The 17,090-nt window shown below is 50.5% G+C and carries 18 protein-coding genes; 8 read left to right on the top strand and 10 right to left on the bottom strand.

Annotation, left to right across the window (positions count from 1 at the left end):
- Nucleotides 1-86: 86 nt before the first annotated feature.
- The 8 genes from fis to cutA form a co-directional block, all read right to left on the bottom strand.
- On the bottom strand, nt 87-380 hold the full coding sequence (gene fis / locus J6J28_RS08610) for a DNA-binding transcriptional regulator Fis (protein ID WP_301721120.1): 294 nt from the start codon (nt 378-380) through the stop codon (nt 87-89).
- Nucleotides 381-399: 19 nt separating this feature from the next.
- Nucleotides 400-1,365, bottom strand: coding sequence for a tRNA dihydrouridine synthase DusB (gene dusB, locus J6J28_RS08605; protein ID WP_301721119.1), 966 nt, complete (start codon nt 1,363-1,365; stop codon nt 400-402).
- A gap of 124 nt (nt 1,366-1,489) precedes the next feature.
- Complete coding sequence (gene prmA, locus J6J28_RS08600; protein ID WP_301721117.1) at nt 1,490-2,371, bottom strand: 50S ribosomal protein L11 methyltransferase; 882 nt, start codon at nt 2,369-2,371, stop codon at nt 1,490-1,492.
- A gap of 5 nt (nt 2,372-2,376) precedes the next feature.
- A complete protein-coding gene (gene accC, locus J6J28_RS08595) occupies nt 2,377-3,726 on the bottom strand; it encodes an acetyl-CoA carboxylase biotin carboxylase subunit (protein WP_301721115.1) in 1,350 nt (449 codons plus the stop codon).
- Nucleotides 3,727-3,749: 23 nt separating this feature from the next.
- The gene (gene accB / locus J6J28_RS08590) at nt 3,750-4,211 is read right to left on the bottom strand and encodes an acetyl-CoA carboxylase biotin carboxyl carrier protein (RefSeq protein ID WP_301721114.1); all 462 of its coding nucleotides are present in this window, start codon (nt 4,209-4,211) and stop codon (nt 3,750-3,752) included.
- Nucleotides 4,212-4,240: 29 nt separating this feature from the next.
- Nucleotides 4,241-4,714: a type II 3-dehydroquinate dehydratase gene (gene aroQ, locus J6J28_RS08585; RefSeq protein WP_301721113.1), complete on the bottom strand. Its 474-nt coding sequence runs from the start codon at nt 4,712-4,714 to the stop codon at nt 4,241-4,243.
- 145 nt (nt 4,715-4,859) lie between these two features.
- Nucleotides 4,860-6,689: a protein-disulfide reductase DsbD gene (locus J6J28_RS08580; protein WP_301721112.1), complete on the bottom strand. Its 1,830-nt coding sequence runs from the start codon at nt 6,687-6,689 to the stop codon at nt 4,860-4,862.
- Nucleotides 6,689-7,009, bottom strand: a complete 321-nt coding sequence (gene cutA, locus J6J28_RS08575) for a divalent-cation tolerance protein CutA (protein WP_301721111.1) — start codon at nt 7,007-7,009, stop codon at nt 6,689-6,691. The genes J6J28_RS08580 and cutA overlap by 1 nt, the downstream gene beginning before the upstream one ends.
- Before the next feature lie 170 nt (nt 7,010-7,179).
- Here cutA and J6J28_RS08570 point away from each other — a divergent pair, with 170 nt between their 5' ends.
- From J6J28_RS08570 to J6J28_RS08555, 4 genes are all read left to right on the top strand, one after another.
- Nucleotides 7,180-7,473, top strand: a complete 294-nt coding sequence (locus tag J6J28_RS08570; protein WP_301721110.1) for a co-chaperone GroES — start codon at nt 7,180-7,182, stop codon at nt 7,471-7,473.
- Between the two features lie 38 nt (nt 7,474-7,511).
- On the top strand, nt 7,512-9,146 hold the full coding sequence (gene groL, locus J6J28_RS08565) for a chaperonin GroEL (protein ID WP_301721109.1): 1,635 nt from the start codon (nt 7,512-7,514) through the stop codon (nt 9,144-9,146).
- Nucleotides 9,147-9,422: 276 nt separating this feature from the next.
- Nucleotides 9,423-10,220: a DUF2884 family protein gene (locus J6J28_RS08560; protein WP_301721108.1), complete on the top strand. Its 798-nt coding sequence runs from the start codon at nt 9,423-9,425 to the stop codon at nt 10,218-10,220.
- Between the two features lie 86 nt (nt 10,221-10,306).
- Nucleotides 10,307-10,822, top strand: coding sequence for a DUF3016 domain-containing protein (locus tag J6J28_RS08555; RefSeq protein ID WP_301721107.1), 516 nt, complete (start codon nt 10,307-10,309; stop codon nt 10,820-10,822).
- On the opposite strand, the gene epmB is transcribed toward J6J28_RS08555, so the two are convergent.
- Nucleotides 10,823-11,836 carry an EF-P beta-lysylation protein EpmB gene (epmB, locus tag J6J28_RS08550; RefSeq protein ID WP_301721105.1) on the bottom strand — a complete coding sequence of 338 codons (1,014 nt, stop codon included), beginning with the start codon at nt 11,834-11,836 and terminating at the stop codon, nt 10,823-10,825.
- A gap of 111 nt (nt 11,837-11,947) precedes the next feature.
- Between epmB and efp the strand changes: the two genes are divergently transcribed.
- From efp to J6J28_RS08535, 3 genes are all read left to right on the top strand, one after another.
- On the top strand, nt 11,948-12,517 hold the full coding sequence (gene efp, locus J6J28_RS08545) for an elongation factor P (protein ID WP_301721104.1): 570 nt from the start codon (nt 11,948-11,950) through the stop codon (nt 12,515-12,517).
- A gap of 17 nt (nt 12,518-12,534) precedes the next feature.
- The gene (gene epmA / locus J6J28_RS08540) at nt 12,535-13,506 is read left to right on the top strand and encodes an elongation factor P--(R)-beta-lysine ligase (RefSeq protein ID WP_301721102.1); all 972 of its coding nucleotides are present in this window, start codon (nt 12,535-12,537) and stop codon (nt 13,504-13,506) included.
- A gap of 85 nt (nt 13,507-13,591) precedes the next feature.
- The gene (locus J6J28_RS08535) at nt 13,592-13,978 is read left to right on the top strand and encodes a MerC domain-containing protein (protein WP_301721101.1); all 387 of its coding nucleotides are present in this window, start codon (nt 13,592-13,594) and stop codon (nt 13,976-13,978) included.
- Here the strand turns inward: J6J28_RS08535 and trmA are convergent.
- A complete protein-coding gene (gene trmA, locus J6J28_RS08530) occupies nt 13,962-15,059 on the bottom strand; it encodes a tRNA (uridine(54)-C5)-methyltransferase TrmA (protein WP_301721099.1) in 1,098 nt (365 codons plus the stop codon). The genes J6J28_RS08535 and trmA overlap by 17 nt on opposite strands.
- 221 nt (nt 15,060-15,280) lie before the next feature.
- Here trmA and J6J28_RS08525 point away from each other — a divergent pair, with 221 nt between their 5' ends.
- Nucleotides 15,281-16,879 carry a S8 family serine peptidase gene (locus tag J6J28_RS08525; RefSeq protein ID WP_301721098.1) on the top strand — a complete coding sequence of 533 codons (1,599 nt, stop codon included), beginning with the start codon at nt 15,281-15,283 and terminating at the stop codon, nt 16,877-16,879.
- Nucleotides 16,880-17,090 lie beyond the last annotated feature (211 nt).

Here is a 17,090-nt window from a genome sequence, read left to right as displayed (position 1 = left end):
CCATTAAGAGTCACTAACTGTTTAGTCGGAAAGTTTCTATTCTGCAAATAAAAAAGAGCACACAAGGCGCTCTTTTTCAGGGGCACTTAGTTCATGCCGTATTTTTTCAGTTTCTTACGCAGCGTACCACGGTTGATACCTAACATGGTTGCGGCGCGAGTTTGATTACCGCGAGTGTACGTCATGACCTCTTCCAATAGCGGCGCTTCCAGCTCAGCGAGCACCAACTCGTACAATTCCTCAGGGTCGTGTCCGTCAAGTTGCTTAAGGAACGAGTTCATTGCTTGTTTTACTGAGTCACGCAGCGGTTTTGGCTGGGCGTTGTTACCAATCGTCGTGAAAGGTGAAACTCGGTCACGATTTCCATTTTGATCAAACATAGGTGCGCTCTATCTCTTCTTAGTTTACTGAGTTAAAAAACGTCGCCAAAGCGTCGAGTTGCTCGTTCGCTGACTCGATCGCCACAAACTGGCGGCGAAATACTGCTGCTGGTTGTTGCTGCTGTAAGTACCAACCAACGTGTTTACGGGCGATGCGAACACCGCTAAATTCGCCGTAGTGTTCATGTAGTCGTTGTACATGACGAATGACCACTTCGGTGATTTCAGCATTGTCCGGTTTCGCCAATTCCTGCCCGGTCTCCAGAAAATGGGCAATCTCTCTGAACAACCACGGATTACCCTGTGCGCCACGGCCTATCATCACCGCATCGGCGCCCGTGTAGTCCAGAACCTGCCGGGCTTTGGCAGGTGAAACAATGTCGCCATTAGCGACCACCGGTAGCGACACCGCCTGCTTCACGGCGCGGATAGTGTCGTACTCTGCTTCACCTTTATACATACAAGCGCGGGTGCGACCGTGAACAGCTAACGATTGAATGCCGGCTTGCTCAGCAAGCTGTGCGATTTCAATCGCGTTACGGTGGTCTGGATCCCAGCCTGTACGGATTTTCAATGTGACGGGAATCTCCACCGCAGCCACAACTGCGTGCAAAATTTCTTGCACCAGCTCTGGATACTGCATCAGTGCCGACCCTGCCATTTTCTTATTTACCTTTTTCGCCGGGCAACCCATATTGATGTCGATGATTTGTGCGCCGTTTGCAACATTATGTTGCGCGGCTGCCGCCATCAACTCAGGTTCACACCCAGCGATTTGAACAGCAATAATACCCGGCTCGTTCGCATGCCCCATGCGCTTCTGCGATTTCTCGGTCTGCCAGACACGCGGATTACTCGAGAGCATTTCGGATACAGTCAGGCCCGCCCCCAACTCCTTACATAGTTGTCGGAAGGGTAGGTCTGTAACGCCTGCCATAGGCGCCAAGATAACTGGATTATCTAACTGATATGGTCCGATCCGCATCGGTTAAAAACTGCTCAACTCAAGGGTCGGAAATTTTAGGGAATTTGGCGGCGAAAGAAAAGGCTGTAATTTGTACAAAAGCCGCCTTTTTTGCACTTTTTACTCTTGACAATTGTGTGACATTCTACTGTTTACGCAGGGCGTGGAGCATGACCCACTCATCTTGCAGGCGCGGCTCGCTAAAGCTGAAGGTCGGCTCATAGGCCGCTTGTACCTGTTCGATCTGACGTTCCAGTATGCCGGACATGATCAGTTCACCTTGCGGACCGACATAGGCCTGAATGACATCTGCCAGTTCCTGCAGTGGACCGGCAAGGACATTTGCCATCACCACGTCTGCCGGCAATTCAGGCTGCTGGCTAGGCAGGTAAACTTCAAGCTTATCAGCTACACCGTTGCGCTCGGCATTCTCGCGGCTGGCAATCAGTGCCTGTTGGTCAATATCGATACCAATGGCGCGTTTCGCACCAAGCAGAAGGGCAGCGATAGCCAAAATGCCAGAGCCACAACCGAAGTCGACCACGGTTTTACCCGTTAAGTCCTGACCGTCAAGCCAGGTCAGACATAATGCGGTCGTCGGATGGGTACCGGTACCAAAGGCCATACCTGGGTCAAGCATGATGTTGACCGCGTCTGGTTCTGGAATCTCCCGCCAGCTGGGGCAGACCCACAACCGTTCGCCAAAGCGGATCGGATGAAAGTTGTCCATCCACTCACGCTCCCAGTCTTTGTCTTCGAGCTGATCGGTTTTGTAATTAAAGCTGTCGTTGAAATAGCGCGACTTCTGCAAATTAGCCAGTACGGGTTTGAGATCTGTGGCAGCTGGGAAAAGCCCGGTCACCAGCGTCTCCTGCCAGTACAGCACTTCGCCAAGGGGCGGTTCAAAAATGGGGTTGTCTTGCGCATCCCGATAGGTAACCGCCAGTGCGCCGTTGCCTTGCAGCATGTCCCCGACTAAGGGGGCATGCTGCTCAGGCGCAGAGACCGTGAGTTGAATCCAGGGCATGGGCGTTAGTGACCACCCATACCAAGTTTCTTCTCCAGATAGTGGATGTTCGTTCCACCATGCTGGAAGTTCTCATCCGCCATAATGTCTTTCTGCAGCGGCACGTTGGTTTTGATACCTTCAATGATAAGTTCGCTCAACGCATTACGCATGCGCGCAATGGCAACGTCCCGATTCTCACCATAAGTGATGAGTTTGCCGATCATCGAATCATAATTTGGCGGCACCCGGTAGTCAGCATAGACATGTGAGTCCCAGCGCACCCCTAAACCGCCCGGAGGATGGAAACGGTTGATCAAGCCAGGTGAGGGTACAAAAGTGTCGGGGTCTTCAGCATTGATACGGCATTCTACCGCATGACCACGAATGACCACGTCTTCTTGTGAGAATGACATCGGGCGACCCGCTGCGATCCGCAATTGTTCTTTGATCAAGTCAATACCGGTGACCATTTCGGTGACCGGATGTTCGACCTGAATCCGGGTATTCATTTCGATGAAATAGAACTCACCGTTTTCATACAGGAACTCAAAGGTACCGGCACCGCGGTAACCGATTTCGATACAGGCTCTGGCACAGCGTTCGCCGATAAACTTGCGCATCTCCGGGGTGATGCCCGGCGCTGGTGCTTCCTCAACAACTTTCTGGTGACGACGCTGCATGGAGCAGTCGCGTTCCCCGAGGTAAACGGCATTGCCCTGACCGTCAGCCAATACCTGAATTTCGATATGGCGAGGGTTTTCCAGGAACTTCTCCATGTACACCATGGAATTGCCGAATGCGGCACCGGCTTCAGCTTTGGTGGTGCTGATAGCGCGCACCAGTTCGTCTTCTTTACGAACGACGCGCATACCACGCCCACCACCACCGCCGGCGGCTTTCACGATCACCGGATAACCAATGCGCTTAGCGACTTTCATGTTGGTCGCTTCATCGTCACCTAAGGGACCGCCTGAGCCAGGTACACAAGGTACACCGGCTTTTTTCATCGCTTCAATGGCGGAAACTTTGTCGCCCATCAAGCGAATGACATCCGCCGTTGGACCGACAAAAATAAAGCCTGAATTCTCGACCTGCTCTGCAAAATCAGCGTTCTCGGCTAAAAAGCCATAACCGGGGTGGATAGCCGCGGCATCGGTGATCTCAGCAGCGCTGATGATACGAGGAATGTTTAAATAACTTTCGTTGGCAGGGGCATTCCCGATACAAATCGATTCGTCAGCCAGCAATACATGCTTGAGGTTACGATCAATAGTGGAGTGCACCGCCACGGTTTTAATACCGAGCTCTTTACACGCACGCAATATGCGCAATGCAATTTCGCCACGGTTTGCAATGACAACCTTATCTAACATGATGATATCCCGAATTGATGCATTTACTCGATCACGAATAATGGCTGATCGAATTCTACTGGTTCGCCGTTTTCAACCAGGATCTGCTTGACCACGCCGCCTTTATCAGCTTCGATTTGGTTCATCATCTTCATTGCTTCAACGATGCAAAGGGTTTCACCCGCTTTCACCTGCTGGCCAACGGAGACGAAGTCGCTGGCGCCAGGCGCCGGTGCTGCGTAAAACGTACCTACCATTGGAGAGCGCACGATGTGGCCGGTAATTTCAGGCTCAGCAGCTTCGGCAGCAGGCGCTGCTGGAGCTGGTGCGGCAGGCGCCGGTGCAGCATGCTGTGGCATTGGTGCAGCATAGTGCATCGGTGCCGCCATTTGTTGGCTGCCGCCACGATGAATTCGTACTGATTCCTCGCCTTCTGTAATTTCTAATTCGGCGATGCCTGATTCTTCGACCAGTTCGATCAGCTTTTTAATTTTACGAATATCCATGATCTGTTATGACCCCATACTAAATTAAGTTAGTTAGATTGACGCTGTTGTAAGTTTGAGACTGCGGCTTGTAAGGCAAGTTCATAACCTTGCGCACCAAAACCACAGATAACGCCAACAGCTAATTCGGCAAGATAAGAGTGACGGCGGAACGCCTCGCGTGCATGAATATTAGACAGATGCACTTCAATAAACGGGAGGTTCACGCCAGCTAATGCATCGCGCAGCGCAATACTGGTATGGGTAAAAGCTGCGGGATTAATAATAATAAAATCAACTTTGCTGCCTGCAGCTTCGTGGATCCATTCCAGCAATTCATGCTCGGCGTTGGACTGTCTGCAATCAAGCGTAACACCCACCGCTTCTGCGTGGTGGCGCAGTCGGCCTTCAATGTGTGAAAGGGTCTCTGAACCATAAAGCTCTGGTTCACGCTGACCAAGCAGGTTCAGGTTAGGCCCGTTTAACAGCAATATTCTGTAGGTATCTTTTGTATTTTCTGCCATTTTTGCTGCGATCTGTTGCGAAGTTGTCTGGTTGTTGAAAAAGTAGGAGATCTTCTGCGGATCAGCAACTTTTTTCTACTGGTAACTTGGCATTATAGTGAATCTAAGTGAAAACGCAGCAAAATACTGGTCTTATCACCGAAGATCACGGCAACTCTTGAGCTTTCTCAAGCTCTTGCAGATGGTTCAGGAAGTCTTGCGCATCTAAATAGCCGGCAATCCGTGCTCCTTGTAACAGTTCACCATTGCGAAAGAACAGTATTGTGGGCAGGCCAAGTACCCGGTAACGCTGCAAAATTGCGTTATTATCTGCTGAGTTCGCTGTCACATCGGCTTGCAGCAAGATGGCATCGGCGAGTGCGTTCTGCACCTGGGGATTACTAAAGGTATAGCGCTCGAATTCTTTACAGGCGACACACCAGTCGGCATAAAGGTCGAGCATCACCAGCTGGTCTTCGCTGGCGCTGCTCACCTGTTGCTCAATAGTTGCGGCTGAGTCGACGCTGATAAAGGGTAACCGCTGGTGCTCCCCTTGCGGCCACCAGAGCACCAGCAGCCAGGCGGCAAGCACCAGCCACAGTGAACTTAGGGTAATACCAGCCAAGCCGTCACTGTCGCGCACTGTGCTCACGATCAGAAAGAGCGCACTCAGAGAAATGAACACGACCCATAGCCAGTCAGCAAGGTGCAGTGGCAGAAGACGTTCAATGAAGAGTACCGCCACCGCAAGCAAAATGATGCCAAAGGCGCGTTTGATGATGGTCATCCAGGCCCCCGCTTTAGGCAAGAGTTTGCCACCTGTGGTGCCGAACAGAATCAAGGGGATCCCCATGCCGATACTTAGCGCATACAGGACACTGGCGCCGACGACATAATCACCCGTTTGGGCAATAAACAGCAGTGCTCCCGAGAGCGGCGCTGTGGTACACGGTGACGCGATTAAGCCGGACAGCGCGCCCATCACAAAGACACTGCGATGCGCTCCACCGCGCTGACGTTGGCTGATTTGGTTCAGATAGTTTTGCCAGCTGCCGGGCAGTTGCAGGGTGTACACACCGAGCATGCTAAGCGCCAAGGCGACAAAAAGCACCGCCAGTACAATGAGTACCAGTGGATGCTGCAGCATTGCCTGAAAGCGCAGGCCAGCGAAGGCAACCACCACCCCAAGCAAAGAATAGGTAACCGCCATACCCTGTACATAGGCGAAGGATAAAGTGAACGCCCGGCGAGTAGAAAGCCGCTTTTGTGGACCCATAATGATGGTCGACAGAATCGGATACATGGGCAGGACACAAGGCGTGAACGCAAGTCCAAGTCCGGCAAGCAGGAACAGGCCCAGCAGCCAAAGCAGGGGTTGCTCATTTAACTCATTGAATAGTCCGGAGGTGCTAAATTCCTGGCTATTGGCAGCCACTTGTTCAACGTTAATCGCGACAGCATCAGCGGTTTGCGAGGTCGCATCAGGAATCGCGCGTTCAACCGAGTCGGTGACTGCTGACAAGGGCAAGGTTTTACTGGTCGGCGGATAGCACAGGCCAGCATCAGCGCAGCCCTGATAAGTAACAGTGAAGGACTCCGCAGAGGTATTGGCCAATACCAGTGGTAGTGTGAGTTGCTGTCGGTAAATGATCGACTCACCGAAAAATTCATCATAATGAGACTCGCCCGCTGGATAGTCGACCGGCTGTGCCAGGGGCACCTGCTGATCAAAGCCAAAGCGGTGTTGATACAGGTAGTAGCCGTCAGCAATAGTAAATTGCAGGATCAGGCGCTTACCATCCTGGCGAAAATCAAATTGAAAGGCCTCATCAACGGGCAAAAACTGGGATTGGGCAAAAGGGTCTGAGCTATCGTTGGCAAAGTCCTGTGCAGCGGCGCTCTTTGGCGCGGCCGTCAAACTCAAAGCAAGCAGCGTGAATAACGCGAAAGCAGAAAAACGAGCGGTAGAAATAAGCGCTATCCAGCTGTGCGACATCAGGTTATTACCTCTTTTAACCAACTTAAGTACGCTTCGCTACCTGCAGTGACAGGTAACGCAATAAGTTCTGCAACATCATAAGGATGTGCTGCTTCGACCATAGCAATGAGCGCCTCGAGGTGCTGCTGCGATGTTTTTATCGCTAACATCACTTCTTCATCACTGTGTAAATGATCGTCCCACCAGTAGATTGACGTAGAAGGAGCGCCAATATTAACACAGGCTGCCAGGCGTGCCCGCAAAACCTTTTCTGCAATAGCTTTCGCCGTGCCCTTATCGGGACAGCTGCATAAGACAACTTGAAAGGATGTAGTCATAACGATTCCTTTATTCTTTTTTGCTTGGAAATCGGAAAAAAATTTTGTCTCAAGCCTTGTGTTCCGACTTGTGCCCCCCCATAACTGTGGCACGAACTTTTTAACAGCCCTTGGGATGAATCACAAGGGTAAGTTATCCATCCACAACCTAGGTGTAGGAGTTATCACAGATGAAACTTCGTCCTTTACATGATCGTGTGATCATTAAACGTTCAGAAGCAGAAACCAAGTCAGCAGGCGGTATCGTACTGACCGGCTCAGCTGCGGAAAAATCAACCCGTGGTGAAGTCGTTGCAGTAGGTAACGGTCGTATTCTGGACAACGGTGACGTGAAAGCGCTTGACGTAAAAGTCGGCGACAGCGTGTTGTTCAATGAAGGCTATGGCGTCAAAACCCAGAAAATTGATGGCGAAGAGTACCTGATCATGAGCGAGGCAGATATTCTCGCGATCGTTGAAGGTTAAGCTTCCCCTGGAAACAATTTCGAAAGAGGATAACGAATATGTCAGCTAAAGAAGTCAAATTTGGTAATACTGCCCGCCAACGTATGCTGAAAGGCGTGAACGTACTCGCCGACGCGGTCAAAGTCACATTGGGTCCAAAAGGCCGTAACGTTGTTTTAGAAAAATCCTTTGGCGCCCCTGTCATCACCAAAGATGGTGTGTCAGTAGCGAAAGAAATCGAGCTGGAAGACAAGTTCGAGAATATGGGCGCGCAGATGGTCAAAGAAGTTGCGTCTAAAGCGAATGACGAAGCGGGCGATGGTACGACCACCGCGACTGTACTTGCGCAATCCATTGTCAACGAAGGCTTGAAAGCTGTCGCTGCGGGTATGAACCCGATGGATCTGAAACGTGGTATCGATAAAGCCGTTATCAGCGCTGTTGAAGAGCTGAAAAAGCTGTCTCAGCCTTGCGACAACAACAAAGCTATCGCTCAGGTCGGTACTATTTCTGCAAACGCAGATAGCACCATCGGCGAAATCATTGCTAACGCAATGGAAAAAGTGGGTAACGAAGGCGTTATCACTGTTGAAGAAGGCCAGGCTTTACACGACGAACTCGATGTCGTTGAAGGTATGCAGTTCGACCGTGGCTACCTGTCGCCATACTTCATCAACAACCAGGAAAACGGCACTGTCGAACTCGATAGCCCCTATATCCTGTTAGTTGATAAGAAAATTTCAAACATCCGTGAGCTGTTGCCTACCCTTGAAGGCGTGGCGAAATCTGGCAAGCCGTTGTTGATCATCGCTGAAGATGTTGAAGGTGAAGCCTTAGCAACATTGGTTGTGAACAACATGCGCGGCATCGTTAAAGTGTCAGCTGTTAAAGCTCCTGGTTTCGGTGATCGTCGCAAAGCTATGTTACAAGACATCGCTGTGTTGACCGGCGGTACTGTGATTTCAGAAGAAATCGGCATGGAACTGGAAAAAGCACAGTTAGAAGACCTAGGTACCGCGAAGCGTGTTGTTATCAACAAAGATAACACCACCATTGTTGACGGTAACGGCGACGAAGCTGCCATCGAAGGCCGCGTGACTCAGATCAAACAGCAAATCGAAGAAACATCTTCAGATTACGACAAAGAGAAACTGCAAGAACGTCTGGCTAAATTAGCTGGCGGTGTTGCCGTCATCAAAGTCGGTGCTGCCACTGAGATGGAAATGAAAGAGAAGAAAGCGCGCGTTGAAGATGCTCTGCATGCGACTCGTGCAGCCGTTGAAGAAGGCGTGGTTCCTGGCGGTGGTGTTGCCCTGGTACGTGCAGCGAGCATGCTGGCTGACTTACGCGGTGACAACGAAGATCAGAACGTCGGTATCAAGCTGGCATTGCGGGCAATGGAATCACCATTACGTCAAATCGCAATGAACGCTGGTGCTGAAGGTTCAGTGGTTGCCAACAACGTGAAAAACGGTGAAGGCAACTACGGTTACAATGCCGGTAACGACACCTACGGCGACATGCTGGAAATGGGGATTCTGGATCCAACCAAAGTCACCCGTTCAGCGCTGCAGTTCGCAGCATCTGTTGCAGCTCTGATGATCACCACCGAAGCGATGGTTGCAGAGTTACCAAAAGATGAAGCCCCAGCCCCTGACATGGGTGGCATGGGCGGAATGGGCGGCATGATGTAGCCCGCGCTTGATCTAGCGTTAACACGAAAACCTCGGCAGTTTTAAATTGCCGAGGTTTTTTATTGTCTGAACTTTGGGTGCTAGTGCTGACTTGAAAGGGGGTGTTGAATCTCGCCAAAATAGTGTTAAAAGCACTAATAAGCATAGTTTTTGTCCCGACCCAAAGAGTAAGCCTGTCATTAAATTATTGATTTAACATGATTAAATATTGTTGGCACTAGAATTGCTTTAGTTTTTGCAACCACTATTCGTGTAACCAAGAACCAAGGATTAATCATGAAAACTCTTATCGCAGCTGCGTTACTTCTTTCAACCACCAGTGCTTATGCACATAACTCATGCAACGCTGAAGTTGAGGGCGGACTTAAAATACAACAAGATTCGATTCAGTTTTTTGACCAAAAAGAAGCCTTGTTATATGAAATAAAGAACGACAAAAGCCTCTGGATAGATGGTAGTGCGGTACAACTTAACCCAGCTCAACAGGCAGTCGTTACCGAATATTCAGCGCGGATTCATAACGTTGTTCCAGAAGTGAAAATGGTCGTTATTGAAGGTTTAAATTTAGCATCTGATGGCTTCAATATGGCGTTTAATGAGTTGCTAGGGGAAGGGAATACGGCCGCGGACGATTTGAATGAAAAACTAGCGACGATTCGCGCCGAAGTTGATGCCAAGTTTGCTAGCGACCAAGTTATTTACGTAAACCATAACGGCATCGAAGGCGATAACTTTTTGGGTAAAGAATTTGAGCAAGAACTTCAAGCTGCAGTCGAAGACACGGTGCAAAAAGCAATCGGTAGTATCCTCGTTGCAGTGGGCAAAGAAATGATATTTTCCGGTGGTGATAGCCAGGCATTTGAGAAACGTATGGAATCTTTTGGTGCTAAAGTTGAACAGGAAATGGAGTCGCGCGCTGAGCTGATTGAGGCAAAAGCTGATCAATTGTGTCAGTCATTTGCTCAAATCGACAATCTTGAAGAAGCATTAAAAGAACAAGTACAAGATGTGAGTCGCTTTGACTTATTTTCAGTCACAGTCAAGCAAGATTCGCATCACGATGACCAAGCATAAGTCGCGACGGATAGCTTTCTTTATTCATATTGTCACAACTAAAGCGTTGCGTGCATCTTATAGTAGAAGCAGGAATTAGGAGGTGCATGATGAAAAACTTTAATCGAATCACAACTGCATTAGTTGCGACTCTGCTGACGACGTCAGCTTTTGCTGCCGAAGTGAAAGTGAAGTGGGAAGGCGTTGATGATTACCGTGATATTGAAGCGGTGAGTGACATTCAGGAACGCTTTGAGAAACGAGTGATGGAGCGCCTGACAGCGCACTGGCAGGACCTTGGTGAGAAGCTGCCAGAGGATCATAAGTTGGCGATTACCATGACCGACTTGGATCTTGCTGGTCGCATCGAACCGACTTATGGTGTCGGCGGTAGTGGGCATGTAAGGGTTCTTGACAGCTTGTCGTTCCCCACCATGAGTTTTTCGTATAGCTACACTGATGCCAATGGTGAGGTGATTTCCTCGAATGAGGATGTGCGCCTTAAGGACTTAGGTGATGGTTCATCGACCCTGCGTAGCATACACGGTACCAGTAACGATAACCTGTATCGCGAAAAACGCCTGATGACCGAGTGGGTGCAACGGCAGTTTGATGTTCGCTAATTAAACCAGGGTCAGTTCCAGTGGTGTTTTGCTTGGCTCGCCTGCGATTTCACGGACCAGCCGCGGCACCAGGAAACCTGGTAACAATGCACGCAGTTGCGCTGCAATTGCGCAGGCATGGGCGTCAGTCACGGCAAAGTGGCTGGCGCCTTTTACTTTGTCGAGTTGGTGCAGATAGTACGGCAGCACGCGCGCAGCAAATAAGCGTTCACTCAGTTCTGCCAGAGTTGCGGCATCATCATTGATGTCGCGCAACAACACACTCTGATTGAGCACGGTAATGCCAGCATTCACCCAGGCCTGTAAACGTTCCTGCAGCTGCGGGGCGATTTCCCTCGGGTGGTTGGCATGAATCACCAAAATCGCTTGCAGGCGACTAGCGGCCAGTCGTTGCGCCAACGCATCAGTTAAGCGTTCGGGCAGCACTACGGGTAAGCGTGAATGGATACGTATGCGTAGCAACTGCGGTAGCTGCTCCAGCTCGTCCAGCAATCGGGTGAACTGCTCATCCGTTGCCAGCAGTGGGTCACCGCCGCTGACGATGACTTCATTAATGGCAGCGTCCTGACGAATGTAGTTAATGAGTTCCGCCCGTTGCTGTGGACCGAAATGATGATCGGCATAGGGAAAATGACGGCGAAAGCAATAGCGACAATTAATTGCGCAGCCGCCACGCAAGATGACCAGAACACGCGAACGATACTTGTGCAGCAGACCTGGCTGTGAACTCTGCTGCTCAGCCAGAGGGTCGGTGGTAAAACCGGCAGCCTCTTTATATTCATCCTGGTGTGGCATGACCTGCCGCAGCAAAGGGTCATCGCAATCTCCCGGCGTCATTAAGCTCACGAAATGGCGGGTAACTTGCAACGGAAAGAGTTCCCGTGCCGGGCTATGTGCAGCCACCCAATCCGCAGGCAGGCTTAGTGTTTCCGCAAGTTGTCTGGGGTCGCGAATCGACTGGGCAAGCGCCTGTTGCCAGGCCGGGCGAACCGCAATGGAAGCTGTGTCAGTCACAAAGCACTCTTAAAATTCGTTAGTTAGACGTATTATTTTACCTGAAAATAAAGTTGTTATGGTTTATTATTGCGCGCGAAATCGCTAAACCTGTTGGATGAAGAGGAAACTATGGCGAACTACAGCACGAACGAATTCAAGGCTGGATTGAAGATTATGCAAGATGGCGAGCCTTGTGCCATCGTGGAAAACGAAATGGTTAAGCCCGGCAAAGGTCAGGCATTTAACCGAGTGAGAATCCGCAAGTTGATTAGCGGCAAAGTTGTCGAGAAGACGTTCAAATCTGGTGACAGCGTTGAAGGTGCCGATGTTATCGATGTCGATCTTGCCTACCTTTATAATGATGGTGAGTTCTGGCATTTCATGAACAATGAAACCTTCGAGCAAATCGCTGCAGACGAAAAAGCTGTCGGCGATGCAGTGAAATGGTTGGTGGAGCAGGACGTTTGTACGCTAACGTTATGGAACGGCAACCCGATTTCAGTCGCACCACCTAATTTTGTCGAGCTGGAAATCACAGAAACAGATCCCGGCTTAAAAGGTGACACTGCTGGTACTGGAGGTAAACCTGCGACTCTGACTACTGGCGCAGTTGTGCGCGTACCATTGTTTGTGCAGATCGGTGAAGTGATAAAAGTCGATACACGCAGCGGTGAGTACGTTTCGCGCGTACAGAAATAGTAGCGTTAAGCTAAGTGATGCAGCGCTCAAACGCCTGGCAGCCTTCGGCAACGTTGGCAGTGCTGCGTGAACGCGCTGCATTATTAGCACGAATTCGAACCTTTTTCGCGCACCGTGAGGTTCTTGAAGTCGATACTCCCGTATTGGCTCATTATGGTGTCACCGACGTGCATTTAACGAATCTGCGCACGCACATCAGCGGTGAGCCGACACCTTACTTTCTGCAAACCTCGCCTGAATACGCCATGAAGCGGCTGCTCGCCGCAGGTAGTGGTAGCATCTATCAGTTAGGAAAAGTTTTTCGCGACGACGAAACAAGTTCACGGCATAACCCTGAATTTACCTTACTCGAATGGTACCGGGTTGGTTTCACCGCTGCACAACTCATGGATGAAATTTCACAGTTGTTGCAGGAGACGGTCGCGGCACCGCCCGCGCAAAAGGTGGGCTATCAGGAACTTATGATACAGCAGCTGGGTGTGGACCCGCTCGCTGACGATGCGGTTCCGCGCCTGCAGCAGGCGCTATCGGAACGGCCCGAGTTAACTGATCTGGTGAGCAAAGAACAGGATCGCGACACCTTATTGGATATCGCGATGGCGATGGTGATTGAGCCGGCGCTGGACCCTGCAATGCCAACCTTTGTCACTGACTACCCTGCTTCACAAGCCGCGCTGGCGCAGTTGAATGCAGAAGATCCGCGTACCGCCCATCGTTTTGAACTGTTTTATGGTGGTCTTGAACTGGCGAATGGGTATCAGGAACTGACCGATGCTGCAGAACAACAACAACGCTTTCAGCAGGATCGGCTGCGACGTCAGCACTTGCAACGTGATGACGCAGTGGCAGACCCACGGCTGCTGGCTGCGTTAGAACAGGGGCTACCTGACTGCGCAGGTGTTGCGCTGGGATTCGACCGCCTGTTAATGATTCATCTCGGTAGCCCCAGGATCAGCACGGTACTGCCGTTCGCGATCGATCGCGCTTAAGAAGATTTTTCCCCGCCACTTGCTGAAACTAGCGTGATGTTATAATATAACATTAATCCGAAACAGCAGCTGAAGACACTTCGTTATGACACAGCGATCACTAGACAGAACAGGTATGTGGGTAACCGCCGTGTGCGCGTTGCATTGCTTGTTGCTGCCTGTGATTCTGCCAATGCTGTCGTTGATTGGTCTTTCATTCATTGGTGAAGAGCTGCTCGAACGTGTGATTCTGGGCACCAGCATCGTGTTAGGTCTGGTGGCTTTGCTGATGGGCATGCGGCAACATCTGCGGGTGTACCCACTGTTGCTGTTAGTGGCCGGTGGTTTTATCTATTGGCATAAAGACAGCCTTGGTGAAGTGGGTGAGCCTGCCATTATTCTGCTCGGCGCCTCCTTAATCGTGCTGGCACATTGGGTGAACTTAAAGCTCACCCGCCAGGCTTCAAGTCTTCGCGCTAACGCTTTTCAATAATAACGCCCGCTTCAACGTGATGGGTGTAGGGAAACTGGTCGAACAAAGCGCATTTCACGACCTTGTGCGTAGACGATAAGCTCTCCAGGTTTTCCACCAACGTCTCTGGGTTGCATGAGATGTAAATAATCCTCTCATAGTTTCGCACCAGCTCAACAGTATCGGCATCAAGTCCGGCGCGTGGTGGGTCAACCAGTACCGTACGGCAGTCAAAACTCTCCAGTTCTGCTTCTTTCGCGCGCCGCGAGTCTTTTTCACCTTTCATAACGGCACTAAAATCTTCTGCAGACATGCGCACTACGGTGACATTGTCGATCGCATTCAGTTCACAGTTGTAGCGCGCTGAGGCCACCGAAACTTTACTGATTTCGGTCGCCAGGACACGGTTAAAGTTGCGCGCCAGAGGTAAGCTGAAGTTACCGTTACCACAATACAGTTCCAGCAGGTCATGATCCGTTGCTTGGGTTGCTGCCAGCGCCCATTCCACCATTGCCACATTTACTGCGGCATTTGGCTGCGTAAAGCTATTCTCGATTTGTTGGAATTGATAGTCTCTGCCGGCGATGGTCAGCTCTTCCACCACCCAGTCCTGTTCGATACAGATCTTTTGCTTGCGCGCACGACCAATCAGATGCACTTGTGCAAGGCCTTGCAGAGTCCGCCGTAGCAGTTGTGCTGCTTGTTCCCACTCCTCGTCAAGCTGACGATGGTAAAGCAGAGAAATTAACGCCTGTCCGCTGGTGGTGGTAAGAAACTCAACCTGAAATAGCTTAGTGCGAAGCACAGGCTGGCCTTTGATTTGTGTTATCAGTTCGGCCATCAGCGCATTGATAAGCTTGCTGCCGGCGGGAAAACTGTCCATGCGGATTTTTTCGCGGGTTTCTGGATCGAACATGATGTAGTAAAGGTCATCGCCCTCATGCCAGACGCGAAACTCTGCACGCATCCGGTAATGCAAAGCCGGCGACGCAAACACATCCAGCTCAGCGTCAGTATAAGGAGCCAACATACCTTGCAAGCGTTCTTGCTTGTCAGCTAACTGCTGCTGATAGTCTTCTGGCTGTACGGCTAAATGTGTCATGAAGATTCCTTGCGATTACGATGGCTTTAAGTGAGGCCGAATTGTAAACACTGGCGTGTAAAAGTCTAGTTTGCTGCTCACATCCTGTCTTTACAAAAAGCTTGCATCTGAGCATTGCTTAACCAGCTCAATTGTTTCATATTGTTAAAGCGCGCACGATAAAAAGTAGTAAAAGCGCGCTGAACGACAAGATTTCTAACAAGAATAATAAGGTGAACAACATGTCTAAGCATTTTGTAAAGCGCGGTAGTTTTGCCGTAGCAGCTCTCGCCCTTGCGGTAAGTAGCGCTGTTGCCCATGCAGGTAACGACAAAGAGCGTGTCATTATCCAATTTAAACCTGGCAGTCAGGCTAATGTAGAGAAAGCTGTTACTCGCGCTGGCGGTAACAAGCACGTCGATCTTGCTAAGTTCGACGCAATGGCAGTGAGTGTTCCTGCCGCGGCATTGAATGGCCTGCGGAACAATCCGAATATCGTTCTGGTTGAAGAAGATAGCCCTCGCCAATTGTTAAGCTCGCAATACGAGCCAGGCACACCTTACGGTATTGCTCAGGTGCAAGCAGACTTAGTTTCTGATGCAGGTGCCGGGAGTCGAAAAGTTTGTATTATCGACTCAGGCTACGATCTAGGTCACCCGGATCTACAAACATCAGGTGTTACCGGCCGTTTCGATAGTGGCTCGGGTAACTGGTATACCGACGAGAATGGCCATGGTACTCACGTTGCCGGAACCATTGCCGCACTTGCCAATGGTGATGGTGTGATAGGTGTGCTGCCAAACGCTAACCTGAACTTACATATTGTTAAAGTTTTCAGTGCCAGTGGTTGGAGCTATTCATCCTCTCTTATTGCCGCAGCAGATCAATGTGCAACTGAAGGTGCCCAAGTGATCAATATGAGCCTGGGTGGTTCGCGGGCGAACCGCACGGAAGAACGTGCTTTCCGTCAATTAAACGATGCCGGTGTGCTGAGCATTGCTGCTGCTGGTAACGATGGCAATACGCGTCACTCCTATCCTGCGTCTTACGATGCCGTTGTTTCTGTTGCTGCAATTGACAGCACTGAAACCATTGCTGCGTTCTCACAACAAACCGACCAGGTCGAACTGGCGGGTCCAGGTGTTGCTGTACTTTCTTCTGTGCCTCGTGGTACCGGTGAAAAGGTAGCGGTAACTGTGGCGGGTGCTGGTTATGATGCAAATGGTATGGATGGTTCGGCGCGTACCGAAGCTACCGGCAACCTGACGGACTGTGGAATTGGCGATCAAGCCTGTGCAGGTGCATCAGGTGCGGTGTGCTTAATTGAACGTGGTGCGATTTCCTTCACTGAGAAAGTACAAGCCTGTGAAGCAGGCGGTGGTGTCGGTGCTATTGTGTATAACAATGAACCTGGTCCACTGTTAGGTACGCTTGGTGAGTACAGTGCCTCGATCCCGGCGGTCGGTATTTCAGATACAGACGGCGCGGCGCTACTTTCACAGTTGGGCGCGAGCACAACAGTAAGCGTGGTGGATAGTGATTGGGCATTCTTTGATGGCACTTCGATGGCGACACCGCACGTTGCAGGTGTTGCAGCATTAGTATGGTCGCATCACACCAGCTGCACCAACAATGATATTCGTGCGGCCTTGCAGGCATCAGCGAAAGACCTCGGTGCTGCTGGACGCGATAACGCCTACGGCTTCGGTTTAGTGCAAACCAAAGCTGCCGTCGATTACCTGACCGCTAACGGTTGTGGTGGAAGCGGTGGTGATACCGGTGGTGACACTGGCGGTGATAAACCGGGTAAAGGTGGTGGTAAAGGCGGTCCAAAGAAATAAGCCAACCTAAGAACTAACAACCGGTTAAAAAGCTCGCTTTGTGCGGGCTTTTTTTATGCGCATTGAACAACAAACCAGCAGTCGGCATAAAAACATGCAAAAACTTGATTTAGGCGCTTGACGTGGCGACTTAAATCTCTAAAATGCGCTCCACGCTTGAGGCAGGCAACGAAGCCGCCGAAAGTAGCAGTTTAGAGTCTTAAAAAATTTA

Source organism: Pseudidiomarina terrestris (genome assembly GCF_030466375.1).
Classification (GTDB): domain Bacteria; phylum Pseudomonadota; class Gammaproteobacteria; order Enterobacterales; family Alteromonadaceae; genus Pseudidiomarina; species Pseudidiomarina terrestris.
Note: the sequence above shows the minus strand (reverse complement) of the source record. Positions and strands in the feature narration are given on the sequence as shown.

Bases quoted from the DNA above. Each gene is read 5' to 3' on its own strand.
- accB (WP_301721114.1), bottom strand. From the start codon at position 4,211: ATGGATATTCGTAAAATTAAAAAGCTGATCGAACTGGTCGAAGAATCA.
- dusB (WP_301721119.1), bottom strand. From the start codon at position 1,365: ATGCGGATCGGACCATATCAGTTAGATAATCCAGTTATCTTGGCGCCT.
- prmA (WP_301721117.1), bottom strand. From the start codon at position 2,371: ATGCCCTGGATTCAACTCACGGTCTCTGCGCCTGAGCAGCATGCCCCC.
- J6J28_RS08535 (WP_301721101.1), top strand. From the start codon at position 13,592: ATGACACAGCGATCACTAGACAGAACAGGTATGTGGGTAACCGCCGTG.
- J6J28_RS08580 (WP_301721112.1), bottom strand. From the start codon at position 6,689: ATGTCGCACAGCTGGATAGCGCTTATTTCTACCGCTCGTTTTTCTGCT.
- J6J28_RS08525 (WP_301721098.1), top strand. From the start codon at position 15,281: ATGTCTAAGCATTTTGTAAAGCGCGGTAGTTTTGCCGTAGCAGCTCTC.
- epmA (WP_301721102.1), top strand. From the start codon at position 12,535: ATGCAGCGCTCAAACGCCTGGCAGCCTTCGGCAACGTTGGCAGTGCTG.
- J6J28_RS08560 (WP_301721108.1), top strand. From the start codon at position 9,423: ATGAAAACTCTTATCGCAGCTGCGTTACTTCTTTCAACCACCAGTGCT.
- trmA (WP_301721099.1), bottom strand. From the start codon at position 15,059: ATGACACATTTAGCCGTACAGCCAGAAGACTATCAGCAGCAGTTAGCT.
- efp (WP_301721104.1), top strand. From the start codon at position 11,948: ATGGCGAACTACAGCACGAACGAATTCAAGGCTGGATTGAAGATTATG.
- aroQ (WP_301721113.1), bottom strand. From the start codon at position 4,714: ATGGCAGAAAATACAAAAGATACCTACAGAATATTGCTGTTAAACGGG.
- accC (WP_301721115.1), bottom strand. From the start codon at position 3,726: ATGTTAGATAAGGTTGTCATTGCAAACCGTGGCGAAATTGCATTGCGC.
- groL (WP_301721109.1), top strand. From the start codon at position 7,512: ATGTCAGCTAAAGAAGTCAAATTTGGTAATACTGCCCGCCAACGTATG.
- J6J28_RS08555 (WP_301721107.1), top strand. From the start codon at position 10,307: ATGATGAAAAACTTTAATCGAATCACAACTGCATTAGTTGCGACTCTG.
- J6J28_RS08570 (WP_301721110.1), top strand. From the start codon at position 7,180: ATGAAACTTCGTCCTTTACATGATCGTGTGATCATTAAACGTTCAGAA.
- cutA (WP_301721111.1), bottom strand. From the start codon at position 7,009: ATGACTACATCCTTTCAAGTTGTCTTATGCAGCTGTCCCGATAAGGGC.
- fis (WP_301721120.1), bottom strand. From the start codon at position 380: ATGTTTGATCAAAATGGAAATCGTGACCGAGTTTCACCTTTCACGACG.